The following is a 2,620-nucleotide window of genomic DNA, read 5'->3' as shown; positions in this document are numbered from 1 at the left end:
CACTCTAGTGGATAGAACAACTCGAGAGACTAAGATCAAAGCGCTACCCAATCGCAAGGCAGTAGCCGTCACACAAGCTTGTATTGGCATGCTAAAAGGTGAACAGGCGTTTTGATAAAGTCTGAAAATGATCTTGGAAGACGATTTTATATAAACCCTTTATATAATATGTTATCAACTCAATTTGTGGGAGTTAGTTACAAGTAGCACTGTGAGATAATGACTGATACAATGATGGGTATGATTCCCCCAACTCGCAAAAATTTAGCAGACTCAATGAATATTAGTGTAAGTACCTTACAAAGGCGGCTCGATGAAGAAGGTACCTCATTCCAAGAAGTTTTAGAGGAAACGAGAAAGCGCCTAGCTAAAATGTATTTAACTGAACAGAATTTATCAACAACCGATATTGCGTATTTATTGGGCTACAAATCACACAGTCAGTTTTTCAGAGTTTTTAAAAATTGGTTTGGAATAACACCTAAAAACTATCAAAACAATCTTGCGTATCACATAGAGAGCCACAACAATTAACGTCAACGCATTATAAACTATGATTGAGTATTATCTCAAAACGAGCTTAGCTTATTGCAGCCAGCGTATAACTTAACCAATAAATTAGGAATCTACTATGGAAAAGGTATTTAAAAAGGCCATCACTACTATTATGCTACCAACGATTTTTTTTGGTATATCTGCCTGTGCTACTACTAGCAATAATAGTATTGATAACGATGGAGATAGCCGACGTGTTGGCAAAGTCGCATGGAATAACCAAGTAGATACTGATATTAGTAAGATGCTAGCAGAACAAGTGGCTAATGACGAAACTCGCCTGATATTCATCCGAAAAAATGATAATGATCCTGAGCAAACCAGTGCCAACATCGCAATCAACGACAGATTTCAAGTCAGCCTACATCCTGGTAACTACACCGCCGTCAACTCTTGTGTAGGCACAAACCAACTAAGCGCTCATGCCACTGGCTTTAAAGACAATAACTTGCTCGCTGAGCAAAAAGATTACCAATTAGCTAGTGGTCAAACGTACTTCTTCTACGTAGACATGGACGAAAGTGGACAAGGAACACTGGATCAGATAACAACAGAGAGTGCATTGCCATTATTAGCAACCAAACGCTATCAAACGCACCAAATTAGTCGTGTCGTCCCCAACTGTCCTACACCAGTGATTGCAATACCACCAGTAACGCAGCCAGCACCAGTAGTAGAACAACCAGCCGTATTAACTGAAAAAATGACTATTGAACTCGAAGTACTGTTTGACACCGACAAATCTATAGTAAAACCAGACTACTATTCTAAGATCTCTGAAGTAGCAGAGTTTATGGCGCAATATCCTAATACGTTAGTTACTATCGAGGGACATACTGATAGCCGTGCTAGTGAAAAATATAACCAAGCATTATCACAACGTAGAGTAGATGCTGTAAAAGAAGTGTTAATCACTCAATTTGGGACTGCACCTGAGCGTCTGAATGCCATTGGTTATGGTGAGTTACAGCCAAGAGCCAGCAATAATACTGTAGAAGGCCGTCAGCTTAATCGCCGTGTGATTGCCATTATTGAAGAGCGACCAAATAATTAATATCAAATAAATTTCATAACCACTGAAACCGTGCCATATAAAATCTAAAATGGTACTGCTATCATTAAAAAAAGGTAACCCAATGAATACTGTCATCGTAAAAATAAATGATGCTACTCAGACCGTTGACCAAATATCTGTTGTCACCAAAGATGGTGTCCCTACGGTAATCACTGCTACGAACAAAGTGAACTATGAGTTTCACGATACTGCTATTGGTCGTGCGCCTAACCATATTATTACTAAACGTGTCAAGAACGACTTGCATGTCTCATTTGAAAAAGAAGGTCAAGAAAGCGACCTGATTATAGAAGGGTTTTATGATAATACAGATAGTGCCTTGCTCGGAATCGCTGAAGATGGAGAGTACTATTACTATATTCCAGATACTGGCGAAACCTATGATTATGTAACACAGCTAGAAGAGGGTGCGGTAGAAGGGCAGGCTTTGGGTGGCCAAGAGTATGCTACTATTATACCTTGGTGGATACCGGCTGCTGCTGGTCTAGGACTGGTCGGTTTAATAGCTGGCAATAGTAATAGTAGTAGTGATAAAACACCAGTAGCCCCTCCTGTTAACAAGCCGCCTGTTGCTACCGATGATGTTGCTAAAGGTGAAACAGGTCAGCCCGTCATCATCGACGTGGTAGCGAATGACAGCGACCCTGAAAACGACTTAGACCCAACGACAGTCAAGCTGATCGACCCTGTGACAGGCAATGAAGTCACCAATGTAGTGGTAGATGGCGAAGGTACTTGGTCCGTTGATGGCAGTACAGGCAAAGTGATCTTCACACCAGTGTCAGGCTTTACAGCGGATCCAACGCCAGTGGACTATGTGGTGTCTGATAAAACGGGCGAGAAATCTAACCAAGCGACCATCGCCGTTGACTATCCAGTAATAGTAAGCATCACTGGTACAGCAAGTCTGAATGAAATGGCTGCTGACGGTACTCCTAATGAAGCGACTTATACAGTCAGCATCAGCAACCCAAGTACCGAAGATACCGT

General features: G+C 41.3%; 3 protein-coding genes and 1 pseudogene. All 4 read left to right on the top strand.

Annotated elements, in window-relative coordinates; genetic code table 11:
* Positions 1-109, top strand: a pseudogene (locus HQR03_RS14475) (IS30 family transposase); the annotation flags it as partial.
* Between the two features lie 110 nt (positions 110-219).
* Positions 220-534 (top strand): helix-turn-helix transcriptional regulator, encoded by a 315-nt coding sequence (locus HQR03_RS13985; protein WP_173240634.1) that lies wholly within the window; start codon positions 220-222, stop codon positions 532-534.
* 97 nt (positions 535-631) lie between these two features.
* Positions 632-1,609, top strand: coding sequence for an OmpA family protein (locus tag HQR03_RS13980; RefSeq protein ID WP_102092621.1), 978 nt, complete (start codon positions 632-634; stop codon positions 1,607-1,609).
* An 82-nt stretch (positions 1,610-1,691) separates the two neighbouring features.
* Positions 1,692-2,620 (top strand): Ig-like domain-containing protein (locus HQR03_RS13975; protein ID WP_244952049.1); only part of this gene is annotated, 929 nt, incomplete at its 3' end.

Source organism: Psychrobacter okhotskensis (assembly GCF_013248965.1).
Taxonomy (GTDB): Bacteria; Pseudomonadota; Gammaproteobacteria; order Pseudomonadales; family Moraxellaceae; genus Psychrobacter; species Psychrobacter okhotskensis.
Note: the sequence above shows the minus strand (reverse complement) of the source record. Positions and strands in the feature narration are given on the sequence as shown.

What these genes read in the sequence shown, in the direction of transcription:
- HQR03_RS13985 (WP_173240634.1), top strand. Translation starts at nt 220, where the DNA reads ATGACTGATACAATGATGGGTATGATTCCCCCAACTCGCAAAAATTTA.
- HQR03_RS13980 (WP_102092621.1), top strand. Translation starts at nt 632, where the DNA reads ATGGAAAAGGTATTTAAAAAGGCCATCACTACTATTATGCTACCAACG.